The following is a 17,152-nucleotide window of genomic DNA, read 5'->3' on the forward strand; positions in this document are numbered from 1 at the left end:
TCCTAATGTTATTTTTCCAAATCTAATAGAGCTCAATGCTACAAAAAAATATTCCGGTGCATATTATTACACACCGGAATATTTAATCAGATGTAACCAATCTATTCTTTGGTATTATCTTTTATGGCGTATCCCATCCCGGATTTTTTGAAAGCCTGTTCTTTTCCATCCAATGATTTGCCATTAATTTTTTCTCCCTTACCTATCACAGACACCACCAACTCCAGTTTCACTTTATCATTTGCATTGTGCAAAGCCTGCACTGATATATTGGATTGTCCCTTTTCAATTGAAAGAGGCTTAGTCACTTTAATTTCTTCCAACTTATTCCTGTTTTTATCTGCTATATACAGGCTATTGTTTTTATACATAATGAATTGGCCAGAGGATAACTTCTTATCAACAACCAGTTCCTCTCCTTTATCCAATTTGATGCGTATACCATCAGCAATAACATCCTTTGCTCCCTGCACCCTGATCGCCAATTCAAGAGGCTGTGCTTCAAATTCATTTTGCAATACCAATGGTTGTGCCCCAGGAAGGTATTCCAGGTTACGGAAACGGTTTTCTTTAACAGTAAACAAGGTAAAAGAACGTTCTCCATTATGCTCCAGGTGAAATTTGTAATTAAGATCTTTCAGCTTTTCCTTATGCGCTTTGCTAAACAGTTGTAAGGCCCTTGCATTTTCCCAAGTGCGGTAGGATTTAAAGATGGCAGCTTTTTCTGCACTATTTTCTACTGCCTGCTGGCTGAGTCCGAGCATATAGGTAGCATTCCAACCTATTGATTTAGCTTGTAAATTTTCTGCATCATAAACGCTCCAGTCTCCACTGTAATTCTGAATGCCAAAGGTTGCCGGAAAATAACTGCTTTCCCAAGCATAACGAATGTCTTTACCCTCTATACCCCATTTATTAAGCACAGGACTAAACATGTGGTCGCCGCCGCCTACGTTGCATACACTCATATAATGCCAACTGCCTTCACCAATAGCACTACCCATCACCCGCAGGTATTTTCCACCATTGCGATGATAACTGTCGAACAGGCCACGGAAGAAGCGTTTGAATGAATACTGGCCATGTCCCTGGTACAAACAGCTTTCCAATCCATCAAAGTCTATATAGTCCATTCCTCCTTCAGTAAGCCAGCGGCCATAATAATCGGCATATACCTCCTGCAGGTTCATATCCGGTGCAAACCCGTGGTAACAGTTCGGCTGCAATTTTACGATTGTAGTTCCGGCTGGGTAGTTGCCACGTGTTGTGCCGTGAAAACCGCGTTTTACATTTAAGAAAGTATAAGGTTTGGTCCTGGTAATCCCATTGTATTCTATCAATTCCTTTCCAATTTTCAACACATTGGTATGATTGCCTTCCCATCCGCCAAATTCATTGAAATAACTGGTGTCTGCTACGGTAATGATGGTATCCGATGCAGAAAGGTTCTTCGTAATAGTGGTTCTCAGCATAATAGCTAAGCTATCGCTTGGCACCGGGGAAACATCACTGTTGTTATTTGGTTGCAGGAATTCGCATAAGGTATGTAAACCATATTGAATACCATTCTTTTTCATCAGGGCTCCATATTCAGGAATGCTCATGGAAGATCCTCCGTTCAAACTGATTTTCCTTTTGCCCCAACGGTTGGCAGGATTAGGATAATACTCTCCCCAGCCCTCATCCTGAACAGATTTTAGTCCAAGCTGATTAGCATAGCTAGCCAAGCTGTCGTGTGTGCCCCACCAGGCAATATCAGGTCTGAAAGCAGCCGGGTCTTTTATCCATTTACCGTCTGTTTTAATATGTGGCAGTCCTTCCTTTATTACAATTTTTTCTATCGTATTTAACCCCAGAGAATCGGGGCAGGCATAAAAGGCAATGGCAGATCCTATAAAATCGGCATTTACAGGCGATACCAGTTGGTAGCGTGGCGCATTTGCTTTTGGATCAACGCCTTCCGGATAAACAGGGAAGCGGATCATCCGCTCTTTTTTCCGGTCTCTCGAATGCATGCAGATGCTTGAGCCAAAAGCAGGCTCCAATAAAGCGCCGTTTCCATAATTCATCCTGAAATATTCCTCTGGCTGTGAATAAAAAGCCACATCGTTGATACCATCACCTCCAATAGGGAATGTCTGCCCTTCCTTCAGATGTTGTGGCAGCGGATACTTTTTAGGATCCGGGGAGTGAATATAATAATATGCGGAACTTTCGGTGGGCGGCCCACTGATTGTATTGTCGTTCAGACCCAAAATACCAATAGCAAAATCCTCGCTACGCACCACCGAAATAATTTCACCTATAGTTTTGGAAATATTGGTTTTGTAAGGACCCCACACGATATTTTCCACACCGTTTCTCGGGGCCAATGACAATAACTGAAACCGCAGGTAGTTTTGGTTCTGATCGATTTTTATTTTAGCAACAGACCCATTGGTATAAGTGATTACAACTTCCTTTTGGGCAATATTGAAGATTGCTTTTGAGGGCAGGATATATTGCTTGTCATTATGAAGGCTCATCAAGGCTGAAGCCATTCCTTTGGGGCAATATTCCTTCCCCGTTTTTTTCTCTTTGATAGAAGTAATATATCCTTTGCCATTCACACTGATCCTGGCATATTGTGTTTGCAATTGAAATGATTGAGCTTTAAGGCTGCTCGTAAACAGCAACAGAAAACCCATACTCAAAACAAAAGCAAAGAAATGATTAGAAAAATGCTTTATGATACTATTTTTCATTGATTATTCGATGATTTGAAAGCTTTACACTTTGTTCCTGAACTTTATGCGCCATTGAGCAATGCCACTCTTTTCGCTCTGAATCACAACTCGCACCCACCCTTTTTCGGTGACAGGTAAAATTTTTATCGTTGCACCTTCAAGGCCAGTGACATCAACCTTTTCTGGGGACCAATTGCCATTATCTGCAAGACCAGCTATGCGCATTTCATATGGATCCCCTCCAACCAGTTCACTCTTGCCTGAAAGGGTTGCATTACTCCATGTCTCCTCCTTTACATCCACCATCCCCTGGGTGATGTGTTTGGAAGTGGACACCAGTACCGGATGATTGGCCTTTGCACGAACGGCGATGATCTTGCATGACTCGCCGGGAAGTTCAAAAGCGAATTCCTTTGCTATATCAGGCAATACTTTGTTTTCCCAAAAATCAAATGCATAATAAGCGGTATTTTTTTTCAGCCCAGCCCAGGCTGTTCCACAACCAATCTGCTGTTTGGTTGTATCCCAATTGAACAAGCCAATCACATTGCGCTCTACGTTTGTATGTTTGTCTGTTGCCAACCAGGTGGCAGGCAATGTTCTATCAAAAGCGTCTACCGGGCGAGCAGTTCCATTATGAGACAGCATACATCTTTTCATAATATCCAATCGCTCTTCAGGCAGATTGGGCAGCCAGTCGCTGCTTAAAAAGAACTGACCTGTTAATGCTACCCATGACGGCATCAATCGTGCTCTTGTCAAAGAACCTATCCCTTTACAAGCACCATCTGCTGTTGCAGTACCGGATTGACGAATAATGGATGGATCAGGATCGTTCCACCACACTCTGCCATTTAAAAAGTATAATCTTGATGCTCTTAAAGGTCCTGTTCTTATAGTCTGACCATCATGGTTATAGTCAGGGCCTACACGCATGGCATTCACCAATCCTATTGACGCACCGAAAGAACGCATATTCTGGCTAATGCAGCAGCCTGAAAAAAACACATCCTTTCCAACATTGTTTCGCAACAACTTTAATCCCATCCGAAAAGCTTCAATTTGGGTCTTGCTGCTGTCATACAATGGCTTACAGTTGCCTATATGATCATCCTTGTAGCCATCATTGATATATACCTGCTCTGTAACTGTACCTGTCCACAAGCCATCCATCTTAAAGTAATTGAAACCCCAGTTACGCAATGTTTTTGCAGTTTGCGCCAAATGCTGTTGCACCTGCGGGTTGGTAATATCTAAAGAAGTGCCACCCCATGTAGTTTCGTAAGGTTTTCCGTCTAAACGACGTGCAAACCATGACTGACGGTCTTTGTATTCCGGATCCTGATGGTTGCGCGAAAAAGGCATCCACCAAATACCTGCTGTCAAGCCGTTTTGTTTGATAATATTCGCAGTAGGTGTCATACCATTTGGATAAGGACCATTGGGTTTTACCCTGTCAAATCCACGCCTGGGTCCGTTAAAATTGCCACCATCCTGCCACTCATCATCTATTTGAACCACACCAAGACCATAAGGTTTTAGGCTCTTAGCAATAAAACTTGTCAGCTCATCTGTTGATTTTTCATTACCTGCACCACCATTTTTTTCACTATACCAGGTACAATAAACTGCCTTGCGGGGTGGTAATTGAATATGCTGATGCCTGGCGATTGTAGCCGCATACTCTTCTTCCCCTACCCTTGCATCTTTAAAATAGCCAACCAGCAGGGTTTCAAGAGGGGTTTGGGCACCAGCCTGTACCAACAGGCGGCCATAATCAATTTGCGGACGAATGCTTACACGGCTATCACTTGTATCCGAAAAGACCACACCACTGCCCCGCTCATTGGTCAGCCAGCCTGTTACCACGCCTTCGCGTGTCTGAGGCCATACTGTTGTCAAAAAAACATAGCTGCCAGGGTTATCAGTGGGGGTATGCAAGCCTCCGGTTCCCAATGTTTTCATGCCGGCAACCGGCTTTTGCAAGTCTACCTGGAAAGAACAGGAGCTTACTTTTTGCAGTTCAAGCGTTTCTTTCCCCCTGTTGGCAATCGTTTCCCGAATAAAGAGAAAGGGAACCTGGGGATACAGGGCCATGATATAATTGCCTCCGTCAGGTTTCATTAACTGTATAGCCTGACCCTTGCCAAAAACAGGATCCGTTACGGAAACGCTCACAGCCTTAGCAACATCTTTAGCAATTCCCTTTCTGAGAAAAATTATTCCAGTTGCTATATCTTTTACCTCAAATGTTTTTTGTGCAACGTTAAATGTAGCCGTAAGAGAGTTGTTTCGTATCGCCAGATTATTTTGCTGCGCAAAAAGCAGATTAGTGTTGGCTATTGTAAGCCATAAGAATATTGCTTTGATTTTTGTCATATATGCTACAATCAATTTTTTGAAAACAGTTTATCAACAAATCAGGAAGTAAAGCTACTTTATGAGGCAGGTATCAAACAGGCACTAAATTGACGAATACTGATGCTTTATTAACGAATACCGATGCTATTTTTGCGTCATATTATAAAAAACAAGTAAGGGGCCTAGAAAAGCCCCTTAGTAATCAACTAAAATAACCAGGTAAAAAAGTAATTACTTGATTATGGGTGCGAAATTAAATATGCTGCATTAACTAAAAAATGGATTAAACAGGGTGCATCATAGATTATACTCTGATCGTTTGGGAAATGAGAAAGGAGCTTAGAAAAGCTCCTTTGATAATTAACGATTGCTGTCATAATGAGATCGATGTAACTTGTTTCTCCCAGACAAGGGATCACATTTTACGCCATGCATTAACCAAGGATAACGGTGAGCGCATTCCCGTAGCCTTACCATACAACCACGGTCTGGTTTATGGATGGAGCCGTTGCAGGCCAGCGAAGCTCCTGGTTTTCGCTGGTAACAGCCGAAATATAATACTCCAAATCCTGGTTAGATGAAGGGAAATTCATTTCCCAAACACCGCGTGCCAGGTGTTTTGCCCTTAGCATCTGCCAGCCGGCCTTTGAACCCAATGAACGAACATTTTACAAGTGTTTCAAAACTAGAATGAAGTTAAGGGCATAAATTAAGGTTGTTGGTTAGGCTCAAATTCTACAGTCTCTTTGCATTGAATATCTTCTGCCGACTTAGCGAACATGAATTCAAATTCTCCGGGTTCGGTTACAAACTGCATTTCCGAATTCCATAAACCAAGTTCCTTGTAAGATAAGTTAAAGGTTACCCGTTTGCTTTCGCCCGGATGCAATTCAATTTTTTCAAAACGTTTTAGGGCCATTACCGGAGTAGTAACTGAACTCACTTTATCACGGATATACAACTGAACAACTTCCTTCCCGGTTCTGCCACCTGTATTTTTAACATTTACAAATACTTGAATATCTTCTTTTCCAAACTTCTTTTTAGAAACACTCATGTCAGAATATTGAAAACTTGTATAGGATAATCCGTATCCGAAAGGGAATAATGCCGCTGGTGAAGAAAAGACGTAATCACGCCCAGGCTTTTCGGGAGTGCCTGGCTGATGGTAGTACCCCTTTGAGGAGGGTTTGTAATTGTAAACAACAGGTATATGTCCAACAGTTTGAGGAAAAGTGGCATTTAATCTACCTGAGGGATTTACCTTTCCAAACAAGATATTTGCGATGGCATTTCCGCCCTGTTCTCCCGGGTACCATGCCTCTACAATTGCTGGAATATTTTCCTTTTCCCATTTTATGCTCCAGGGACGACCATGAATCAGAATCAAAACAATAGGTTTTCCTGTCCTAGCAATTGCCTGGATCAATTCGCGTTGCACTCCCGTAGGATTGATATCACTTACATCGTACCCTTCACCATTTGTAAATGGCTCGTGGCTTTCTTCCTTACCCGGACCATTTCCCCAACCAAGACCTGATAAAATTGCACTCGTTTCGCCTAACACAACTACAGCAACATCGCTCTTTTCAACAGCCGCAATTGCTTCTTCAAATCCATCTTTATTCAACGATGAAATTCCACAGCCTTTGGCATAGTTCACTTGAGTATTCTTTCCAACAAGATTTTTTATTCCCTCCAAAACTGTAACCCCTGAACTATTATCACGAGTATAGCTATAATCACCGTATTGAACTTGATTGGCATTTGGCCCAACAACAGCAATACTTTTAAGCTTAGTTTGATCTAGAGGAAGTAAGTTATTTTCATTTTTTAGTAAAATGATTGATTCTTCAGCAATCTCTTTGGCAAGATTCACGGCTTCAGCTGTATGTTTCACTTTTGCCAATTGCGTACCATCGGCATATTTCTTTTCAAATAAACCGGCCTTAAACTTAACAGTCAAAATTCGACGAACTGTTTGATCAATTATCTCCTCTGGTAACTTACCATCTTTAACCAGTTGTACCAAAGTTTGATAAGCCTCAGGATTAGGAGCTTCCAAGTCAACTCCCGCATGAATGGCCTGCAGTGCTGCCTCCTGCTTATCCCGTGCAATATGGTGAAAATAGTTCAACATGGAAACTCCTCCATAATCAGAGAATACATATCCATTAAAGCCCCACTCTTTTCTCAAAACTTTGTTTAATAAAAAGCTATTGGCATGGGCAGGCGTACCATCCATTTCATTATATGAAGGCATGATGGAATAAATATTAGCCTCTTTAACAGCCATTTCAAAAGGAAGAAGATAAAAAGTACGAAGTTCTCGTTCGCCGACTGCTGTAGGGGCAAGATTAATACCAGCAACCGGTGCACTATACGCTGCAAAATGCTTAGCGGTACACATGATTTTACCTTTAGGAATGCCATTTATAGTAAGATCAACATCACCTTGCATCCCTATAACGAAAGCCGACCCGATCTTACCTACTAAATAAGGATCCTCACCATAACATTCCTCATTGCGACCATATCTTGGATCTCTAATCAGGTCAAATAAAGGAGAAAGCGCCTGATCAACACCGGCCGCACTTGCTTCTGTTGCAATTGTGCCTGCCATACGTTTTATCAAAGCAGGGTTCCAGGTGCTCCCTTGTGCAATTGCCTGTGGGAAAATAGTAGCGCCGTAGGCCAACACGCCATGCAGGCACTCAGCAATCTGAATGGGTGGAATGCCTAACCGTGTATTTTCGAAAGCATGCTTCTTGGCCGCTGCTGATTGCTTTGCAATAGTATCCAAGCTTACGAACGGGCTTTCACATACTCCATAAACATTTGGTGTTTTGCTAAAATTAATCAAGCTGGTCATTCCTAGTTGCTGTACTTTCTCTTCTAAAGTCATCCGCTTCAACAAATCATTAACTCTATCTTCTATTGAAGCTTTGGGATTAGATTGATTTTTCTTAAGAAAAACCTGACAGATAGCTATATTCATCTCCGCTGATAAGAATATAAGAGCAAGGAAAAATAATGCTGATTTTGTCTTCATTTTTAGATGTATTCTTTAATTATTAAGCTGAACGTCCATTCCACATCCAATCAAGTTTCTTTCTCATGCTTTATATTAGAGCCCACTTTTTTAAAACTGTGCAATCAGTGTTTGCCCTTTTTTCAGTTCTACACTGTAAACATCTCCCTTGAATTGAACCTGTGGCAGATTCCAGTGGGGAGTCGCACTGAAATTGTTTTTAATCCGAACAATTCCTGCTTTCGAAGCAGTTATCTGAACAAATACCGTCTTTCCATTTTCTCGTTTGGCAGATACCCTGTAACCACCTTCTGCCCGAAGATTGGAGAATGATGCAGATTGCCATTTGTCAGGCACGGCAGGAAAAATACGAATCATACTTGTATGCTCCATTCCGGGTTGGTTGCTCCAACTTTGCAGCAGCATTTCCTGTACGGCCTGTGAAGCCAGAAAGTTACCTTCAAGCGTAAAGGGTCTATAAGTCATACTGGAATAGCCACTTTTGGTTTGATCGCCATTGACATGAAAACCGTTTCGCAGGATAAATGCCTTTACGAAAATATCTAGGTTCTCAACCGCTTTCTCTGCATTACCTACCCTCGCCTGCAAACAACTCATCCAGGCAAAGCTATATCCACACCACTGCGAGGTACCCAGGCTGTCCCATTGCTTCAAACTAGAACGAATGATTTCTGCATCTCTTTTTTCTCCTTCGGTCGTTACCAAATTAAAAGGATATATACCTATGATGTTTGACAAGTGTCTATGGCTATAGGGCAGTTCATGCACTGCATCCACCAGCAAGGTGCCATCACTTTTTGTATGAAAATCGCCTAAGGCTTTGGCCGCCTTTTCCCATTTCTGTGCTTCGCCAGGCTGTTTTAAGACACTTGCCATTTCCTGTAATGAAAGAAATAGCATTTTAAGGCACATTAAATCATAATTACTGTTAGGCGTTAGCCAGGCTTTCGGAGAATTATCAAAAATTTCCGGCGAAGAAGATAAAGGCAGTTTTAGTAGTCCTTTCTCATCAGGTTTTAATAGTCCGAGCATACACTCGCCAACGCCTGCGCTCCACGGATAAGCCTTCTCTTTCAGAAACTTATTGTCGCCACTATATAACCAATGCAAGTAAAACAAATGGGCACTCCAGGCGCTCATGGTGGGTGATAAGCTGTATTGTCCCCAACCGCCAAGCGGCTGCCCGGTATAGGACATTACCCCCGGACAGGCCAAGCCTTTGGTACCATAAAAATCCTTTGCAAATTGCTCAAAGAAAGGCTTACGGTTCCACAGATAGTTCAAATAAGACAATCCTTCCTCAAAGCGGCCAGCTTCCTGATAAGCGATATAAGTCATTTGCGTATTCAAATCGTTATGATAGTCGCCTTTCCAGGGAGGTAATATACCATCGTCGGCTGTCCACACCCCTTGTAAAGGCATAGGCGGGGTATTTGCTCGCGATGCGGCACCATAAAAATATTGCACCAGATTATATTGTTTTTGAATGGCGGTATCTGGTACCGAAACACTCGACTGCTGCCAAAAGTTTTTCCACCATTGTGCGTGTTGCTGCATCAACGATGCATAGCCTTGCTTTAAAGCTATTGAGCAACGTTCGGCAGCCAGTTTTAAAAAATCAGCAGCATCATTGGTAGATGTAATGGTTAAGGCTATAAGCGTTTCGTCATTACGCTTTTCCATTTGCACATACACGCAATATTTCAACCCTTGTGCCGCTGTTTGAATATACCATTGAGCCGATTCTTTTCCTCCCCTTTCAGCCTCCGGATACCCCAATTTTTGAACAGAACCACCACTGGACAATCCTGATTCACCTTTTTTACTGTTGCGATAAACATCCATTGTGGTCAATAATTGAATAGCGTCAGGTACAGCCCCTTTGATGGAAATCAGGGCAACAGGTTGTATAGCACTGTAAATCACCTTCAACACGGCCTTGCTGTTAAAACGAGCTTCTCCCTCCGCCACAGCTTCATGCAACTTAAACTGCTGCACAATATGCTCGGTTGGCAATTTAATTTCAAGCCTGCCGGTCGGCAACTTTGTGGGCGTTACACCGTTATAAGGTGCATCCCAGCTGTTATTCAACTGCCCGTACTTTTTTTGAGCAACCAGTTCAACTCCCTTTGCATATGTATGGTCTTTCCACCATTCTTTCCCGTTATAACTGCGTTCATCCCATAAATCGCCCCTGTCTAATGATAGCCTGATGGTATTGTTTTCTCCCCATAGCAATCCGCCCATTAAGCCATTTCCTAAAGGAAGAGCCTCATCCCACGTTTTTACAGGTGCCTGTAAAATCAAATCATGCCGGGCATCAGGAAGTTGTACCGAAGCATTTTTCTGAGCAAATGTTATTTTTAGAGATGCTGTTAATGCAAGTAATAAAAGGCCTTTTTTGAATTTCATATTTATTTTCCTTTTCTATTCAAATCGATATTAATCTCTTAAACTTTTCTCTCAAATTCGATGTTAAATTGACCAAAGACTTATTTCATTGAACTGAATGCTATCTGTTATAATGCCTCCCATCAGCATGGTCCCCATTCGGTCATTACCAATACGCAACCATTATTTACAGCTTAGTGGCCCAAATAAAACAATTTGCCGGCTGACATATGTCCAATATATTGACGAATACTGATGCTATTTTGCCTCATATTATAATAAAACAAATAAGGGGCTTAGAAAAGCCCCTTTTGAATCTAAACGATTGCTACCATATGAGAAAAGTTCAGCCTTAAGGCTTATAAGTAAACACTGTATTAAACTTCCGCCAATTGGCAGGATCGCCGCCGCTGTAATAGAAGTAATACAAATTAAACTTTTTATTTACCGGATCATAAGTAGAAGCCGGCGAAGGCTGTTGCTGCACAACTACTGAAGCATTTGGATCGCTTGAAATGGTAACAGAGTTGTCTGCATTTATGGTTATAAAGTAGGTTATAGCAGCGTTATTAAAGTACCAAAATCCTGCTGTCGCCTTTAATTTATTTGCAGTCACTGTAATTAACTCCTGTGTATAATTTGCCGGACAAGTTTGAAGACCTGCAGTTGAATGATCCAAAGTCCCAGTTTCCGTATAGATGCCTTCCCATTTACTTACGACAGGCAATGGAGCCACAGCAATTACCCAGCTTTTTTTGCTCCCGTTTGCTGCAGTTACTTCATACCTAACTGGTGCAGCATAATTACCAGGCTTTCCCAATTCCGGAGCTGAGCTAACTGGACTAATAATAGCGGCGTCTGGTATGTTAGCGTATCCCACGATATTGCTCAAAGTGACCTTTGCTTTTTCTTTACGGGGAAAGCCTGCCGGGAAAGATGGGGATATATAAACTGTATCATTAGAGATTGTCCTGGTCTTACTCAACTGAACCGTCTTCACCAGAATGCGGGTAGTTTCTTTCGCAGTACCGGGATTATCAATAACTGTATCGATGTATTTATAAATTAAATTGAAATCGCTAATGCTATTCAATGAAGAGCTTTTCATTTCCGGCAAGTCTTTCTTCAGACAGGATGTCATCAACAGAGAAATGACTGAAACCATTAACAATTGGAAACTATATTTTTTCATACGAAACATGATTAATATTTATTAAAAGGCTTACCAACCAGCATTTTGAGTCAAAATAGAAAGAGCAGTTATTTTAGATTGAGGTACTGGGAATAAATAACGCTTAGGAGTAAATTTTAAAGGCTGACCATTTTGTTCATTTAAATTGTACACCTGGTATGTTTTGCCATCAGCACTAATTGCTATACCGTGCAACACACCAGTCAATTCAGGGATGGCAAGAGCCGTATTTTCATATCCTTGCTTCAATCCGCCAGAAGCTTGCATACCCCATCTCAACAAAGACCTATACCTGTCACCGTTTTCCAAAATGAGTTCCACATGTCTTTCCCTGCGGTAATCGTTCCACAGATCCTCTGCTGAAGAAGTGATTGAATTGGTAAACCCGCCGTGTTTCTGATATGTTTTCGTGATATAGGTCCTAGCAGTGGCCTCATCGCCCAGCCTGATACATGCTTCTGCATAATTGAGATAAGCCTCTCCCAAACGAAGTACGCTGTAACAAAAGTCAGTTGGATCGGAGTACCATAGTTTCTTTGCCTGGTACACATATTTTGCAAACAGATAGCCTGTTAAAGAGGCTCCACCAGAGATACATCCACCATTCAGCGGAGAGATGTTGGAAGAGCAATTTCCATCAGCACGCAGGTACGCTACGTTTCCAAAGTATTTTGAACTGTCGTATATAATTGAAGCGTAGAATCTTTTATCTCTATTCTTATACATTTTCTCATATACGTTTGCTCCTGTAGTGATAAAAGATGTCTGATCCCACTTCTTTTGTTTGCCATCGGCGTCAGTTACCAAATAATCATCTACCAGGTCCTGGGTAGGCGCATAATTCATCCATCCTTCTATTGACTCCTTGAGCGGAAATTTCAGCAGCGCATTTGCAGTAAGCTTGGAAGGAATCTGATCAGAATTACACACCAGCGATTGCATCGGAGTTCCATCAAAACTGGTATTGGTGTTCTTACGGTCATATACCAAAATGTTTTCCGGAGAAGCGATGGCAGTGCTGTAGGCATTAAACAAATTAGAATAATCGTCCAGGCTGTATTGCGTCATGGCAAAAAGAGCATCACCTGCAGTTCTTACGGCTGTATAATATTTATTGTCATTTATGTATGCTCCTGCCTGCAGGGCTACCCGCATTTTCAAAGCATAAGCGGCTCCTTTCGTTGCCCTTCCTCTAGTATTTGTCGCAGGTAGTAAATTAGCCGCGGAATCCAAGTTCGCCAGGGCGAAATCATAGGCATCCTTCATTGAAGAGCGGGGAATGTTAAAGTCACTATCAACATCTAATACATCCTTTACAATTTGCACCCCACCAAAACGGAATGCCAGGTAAGAATAGATAGAGCCTCTTAAGAAAAAAGCCTCACCGCGTAAAGTGTTTTTTTGAACATCAGTAAATGGTGCACCAGGTATATTTTTCAACACCAGGTTTACCCTGCGGATATTACTAAATTGCGTCCAACCACCATCATAGTTGCGATCAATCTGTTCTGTTTTTTCAGAAGTATAAGACCCACCCCATGGATGGTTTTTTACACTTTTAGTTATTGCATCGTAATTCCAGGAAAATATATACCCCATGCAATTGGCATAACAGGTATATATGTAACCTTCTGCCAAACTATAATTATTCCACACATCCTCTCCTGTATATTTATCAAGAGGCTTGGTATCCATTACTTTGTTACAAGAGGTAAAGGATATGGCAAAAATCAGTATTATATAAAGAAAGTATCTCATGATTTTCATTAGTTTAATTAAATAAGGCTCTTAAAAACCAAAACGGACGCCCATTGAATAAGTCTTGTTTACAGGGTAGAAGAAATTATTATTGTCAGCTAATTCGGGATCAAAATATTTATTAACAGGTGATGATGTCCACAAATTAGTACCACTTACATGGGCAGATAATTCATTAAAGAAGCTGGATTTCTTCATGATCCGTTTGAAATCATAAGAAAGGGTTACGCTCTTAAGCCTTACAAAACGAGCATTCTTTAACCAGAAAGTGCTGGTGGTGTAGTTATTTCCACTGTTCATCGTATTATTACCGGCTCTTGGATAACTAGCATCCGTATTGCTGGATAACCAGTAATCTTTCTGAAAATCAAAATTTATGCGGTTAAAACCCTCTCCAGCTTGTATTAAGCCTCCAAGGTACACATTACGGGTTCCGGTGCCTTGTACAAGCGCATCCAGGCGAAGCCCTTTGTATTGTAAGCCAACGGGAACACCAAACGTAAAGCGGGGAGATTGTGATTTTCCTAAACGACGGTTATCCTGACTATCAATCTTTCCATCGCCATTCGTATCTGCCAGCCAAACATCGCCCAATCCTAATGCTGTAGAAGTTATACGAACTGGATTATTTAAGATATCATGGTAGTCCTGATACAAGCCATTTGATAAAAGCATAGCGCCATAATAGTTTTGGTCAAAACCCTGGCTACGCGTAAATGGATTCATCAATGCTACACTATCCTCATTGGTATTTTCCCAGAGGTAATTGAAGTAGGTAGCATTGAACCCAATATATCCCTTAAGGTCATTCTTAATTTTAAAATTATAGTTTAAAGAGAAGTCCAATCCTTCCTTGCGCGTTGCAGCATCTGTAAGCACCTGTGGTAAACTTGTCCCTAAAGGATCGGTATAGCGGAAGGCAGGGCTACCCAATATATTTTTTGTTCTTGTATAGAAATAGTCAACACCTCCAGACAATTTTTTATTCAATACTTCGAATTCAAATCCAAAATCACGTGCACGAGTATCAAACCAGGTAATATTCTGATCTGCGACTGTCAGGCCACCTTCAGAATATCCATTTTGAAGATTTCCATTGGCAACATATACCTGGGAATTTACACTATACGTTGGTAAATAAGCATATTTGCCGCCTATGGAACCAGTTTCGCCATATGAACCCTTAAATTTCAAATAGGAGAATACCTTATCCAGATTCAGTTGTTTATAGAAACCTTCTGATGATAAAACCCAGCCAGCACTCACAGCAGGGAAGAATCCAAATCGTTTTGAAGGAGGGAAATAATCCGACCCATCATAACGGCCACTCATTTCCAGCAGGTATTTAGCTGCGTAGTCATATTTTACTCTTCCTACATAACCAACTTCTCCCCATTCACTTGCTGAACCATTATTCAACTGAGAGGAGGCATCTCCGGCAAATAGCTGGTCAATGGCTGTAGAAGGGAAGTTATTTCTGGAAGCACTAAACCCATTGTTACTACCTCCTCTTACAATCGAAACAAAAGTGGCACCTACGGAATGTCTGTCAAAGCTTCTGCTGTAGTCGGCCTGGAATTCCGCATTATATGCCTTCGTACTATTGCTGGATTGAGATAAAGAAGCATTAGGTGTTGGATAAATCGTACCATCTGTCTTGTACTGAGTAGCCAGCACATTAAATGTTTTGGAAGGATTCATCGTAAATGCATAGTCGCCTAATGCTTTAAAGCTCAATCCTTTTACCATAGGTACATTCCAGGTAAATGTAAGGTTACCGTCATTGAAAAAAGCTTCTGAACGGCTGTAACCAGGAGAATAGATTTCAGCAAGTGGGTGATCCACCAAAGGTGCTAAACTACCATCCTTATTAAAGGCCTGGTCCAATGGACTTTTGGCTACTATATGGCTGAATATTGAGGCCGTACCGGCAGGTGGTTGGGTTGAAGAGGAATAATACCCGCTCAGGCCAAGCGCTACATTCAAACCAATGGATTCAAAATCGGAACTAACTTTAGTATTGTAGGAAAAACGCTGAACTTTATAAGCATTGTTTACGTAGTTGCTCCCCTGGTTGAAATAGCCCAGGCCCACATAATATTTTGTCTGCTTGTTACCACCGCTCAAGGATAAATTGTGCGATTGCTGACTGGCGTATTTTCTAAAAGCCAGGCCATACCAGTCTGTATTTGGGTAAATATCAGGACTGATGCCACTTTTTATAGAGTCCAACTGACCCTGCCTGTATGATGAATATGGACCGAAACCCATTTCTGCCCCAATGGCATTGGCAACGAGGGCCTTATCATATGAATTGATCAATTTAGGAAACAGGTTAGGCGTATTCCAGGCAATGTTGTTGGAATAATTGATTACTGATTTGCCAGCAACTCCTGATTTTGTGGTTACCAATACAATACCAGCAGAAGCCTTCGCTCCATATACGGCAGTGGCTGAGGCATCTTTCAGGAAACTGATGTTTTCAATGTCGTTCACGTTCAGGGCAACGAAGGCAGCACCATCCCTGATGATTCCATCGATTACGTATAATGGTGTATTCTGACCGATCAATGGCTCGCCACCTCTTATGGTCAAAGAAGGCACGCTGCCGGGCGCTCCTCCACTAAAATTTACGACTACACCTGCAACCCGACCAGCAATTGCAGACTGGATATCGGTATAAGGCGCATCTTTAAAATTATCAGTTTTTAAAGTAGTAACAGCACTGGTTACTTTTTGTTTTGATTGCTTTCCATATCCTACCACTACAATATCCTGCTGTTGGGCAGCAGAGATCAACATGGTGATATTTAAACTAGATTTTCCTTTAATGCTCACTTCTGCATTTTCCATTCCTATATAAGAAACGATCAATGTTGATACATTTTCAGGAACGTTGATAACAAACTCACCTTTTTCATTGGTCACCGTACCACTGCTAGAGCCTTTAACCACCACACTTGCTCCTGCCAGCGGTTTGCCATCCGAGTCTTTTACTACCCCTTTAATAGGCGTGCTTGTAGTCGTCACCACAGGTGAACTACCAGTTTCAGGCTCCGTAATGAAAGCAGATAGGGCAACCGGTTTCAGAACAATCTGATCACCATTCACTTCGTATTGAACATTGAAAGGATTCAGGAGTTTGTACAACACCGACCCCAATTCTTCATTATTTGCAACAATGGTCGTTTTATTGCGGTCCGGAATATTTGAAGAGATATAAACAAATTTCACTTCGGCCTTTTTACCTATCTGCCTGAGGATGTTTTTCATTACTTCCTGATCAGCAGAAATGGATATCTTCTTTTTTAAAATTTCCTGTCCATTTGCAGGTTCAGCATAAGAGATACCCGCCAAACACATGATCATTAAAACGGGCAGCAGTCCTATTCTCATAAATTGAAAAATTAGCCGTTTAAGGCGTTCACGATTTTGCATAACTTTACTAGGTTTTGGTTAAAAAATCAAAATGATCACAACAGCCCCGCCGCCATACCACTGTGACGGGGCGTTCTTTGCAGGCCGGTTCTGTTTGCAGCAGTACCGGCTTTTATTTACTTGCAGGAGTATTCTTTTCAGGTTGAATTATATAACATAAGCAATCGTTTTTAGTGGTTAAGAAATAGTATACGGCTGTCTGGCAAGAAAGTTCTAGCAATGAGAGATTAATTG

General features: G+C 41.6%; 9 protein-coding genes. All 9 read right to left on the reverse strand.

The genetic code is table 11. The features are described 5' to 3' along the window. Nucleotides 1-101 precede the first annotated feature (101 nt). Nucleotides 102-2,744 carry a hypothetical protein gene (locus tag OCK74_RS24075; RefSeq protein ID WP_279299660.1) on the reverse strand — a complete coding sequence of 881 codons (2,643 nt, stop codon included), beginning with the start codon at nt 2,742-2,744 and terminating at the stop codon, nt 102-104. Nucleotides 2,745-2,768: 24 nt separating this feature from the next. Then, entirely contained in the window at nt 2,769-5,105 is a 2,337-nt protein-coding gene (locus tag OCK74_RS24080) for an alpha-amylase family protein (RefSeq protein ID WP_279299661.1), read from the reverse strand. A gap of 452 nt (nt 5,106-5,557) precedes the next feature. Further along, nucleotides 5,558-5,743, reverse strand: coding sequence for a hypothetical protein (locus OCK74_RS24085; RefSeq protein WP_279299662.1), 186 nt, complete (start codon nt 5,741-5,743; stop codon nt 5,558-5,560). A gap of 53 nt (nt 5,744-5,796) precedes the next feature. Beyond that, entirely contained in the window at nt 5,797-8,139 is a 2,343-nt protein-coding gene (locus tag OCK74_RS24090) for a glycoside hydrolase family 3 N-terminal domain-containing protein (protein WP_279299663.1), read from the reverse strand. Between the two features lie 90 nt (nt 8,140-8,229). Next, nucleotides 8,230-10,551 carry a glycosyl hydrolase family 95 catalytic domain-containing protein gene (locus OCK74_RS24095; protein WP_279299664.1) on the reverse strand — a complete coding sequence of 774 codons (2,322 nt, stop codon included), beginning with the start codon at nt 10,549-10,551 and terminating at the stop codon, nt 8,230-8,232. Between the two features lie 63 nt (nt 10,552-10,614). Beyond that, entirely contained in the window at nt 10,615-10,710 is a 96-nt protein-coding gene (locus OCK74_RS28040) for a glycoside hydrolase N-terminal domain-containing protein (protein WP_423803177.1), read from the reverse strand. Nucleotides 10,711-10,882: 172 nt separating this feature from the next. After that, entirely contained in the window at nt 10,883-11,722 is an 840-nt protein-coding gene (locus tag OCK74_RS24100; protein ID WP_279299665.1) for a DUF5018-related domain-containing protein, read from the reverse strand. A gap of 30 nt (nt 11,723-11,752) precedes the next feature. Next, the gene (locus OCK74_RS24105) at nt 11,753-13,480 is read right to left on the reverse strand and encodes a RagB/SusD family nutrient uptake outer membrane protein (protein ID WP_279299666.1); all 1,728 of its coding nucleotides are present in this window, start codon (nt 13,478-13,480) and stop codon (nt 11,753-11,755) included. A gap of 30 nt (nt 13,481-13,510) precedes the next feature. Continuing rightward, a complete protein-coding gene (locus OCK74_RS24110) occupies nt 13,511-16,876 on the reverse strand; it encodes a SusC/RagA family TonB-linked outer membrane protein (RefSeq protein ID WP_279299667.1) in 3,366 nt (1,121 codons plus the stop codon). Nucleotides 16,877-17,152: the final 276 nt, after the last annotated feature.

It is taken from the genome of Paraflavisolibacter caeni (assembly GCF_025628885.1).
GTDB lineage: Bacteria > Bacteroidota > Bacteroidia > Chitinophagales > Chitinophagaceae > Flavisolibacter > Flavisolibacter caeni.